The sequence below is a fragment of the Vibrio sp. D173a genome (assembly GCF_030248475.1).
This window is the reverse complement of sequence record NZ_JAHGAH010000865.1, coordinates 1-596: the sequence shown is the minus strand read 5'-3', so window position 1 is coordinate 596 and position 596 is coordinate 1. Positions and strand designations below refer to the sequence as shown.

The window sequence follows — 596 nt, the reverse complement described above, 5'->3', positions numbered from 1 at the left end:
TTCATGGTACTGATAGGTCGAAAAGCCACTGAAGTCGACCGAGGATTCGTAATCGGTCGCCACGTCCGAGGCACACCCAGAAACCAGCATCGCACTCAATAACCAAGCAAAAGCTACTCTCAACATACTCAACTCCTTCGAATTCCCACGTTATGTAGATCATAGTCGAAAATTATCGAGACACCTGTTGCAACGCCCAGAAACGAAAAAGCCCCTCACTGCAGTAGTGAGGGGATCTGATACAAACCTAACGCTAAACGTTACTTGTGGTATGGCTTAGACAGTTCGTGTACCGCTTCTACAAACACGCCTGCATTTTCTGGCGGCACGTCTAGGTGAATACCGTGACCAAGGTTAAATACGTGGCCAGTACCCGCATCACCGAAGCCTTCAAGAATCGTTGATACTTCTTCACGGATGCGCTCTGGAGACGCGTAAAGCATAGAAGGATCCATGTTTCCTTGTAGAGCAACCTTATCGCCCACGCGCTTAACCGCGTCTTGGATGTTGATTGTCCAGTCTAGACCAACGGCGTCACAGCCTGTTGCTGCGATCTGCTCAAGCCACATACCACCGTTCTTAGTGAATAGTGTTAC

At 49.0% G+C, this 596-nt stretch carries 1 protein-coding gene; it reads right to left on the bottom strand.

The annotated features are described in order from the left end of the window. Window positions 1-260 precede the first annotated feature (260 nt). The coding region (locus KIV40_RS29880; protein WP_285352892.1) for a uroporphyrinogen decarboxylase family protein at window positions 261-596 on the bottom strand (336 nt) is incomplete at its 5' end.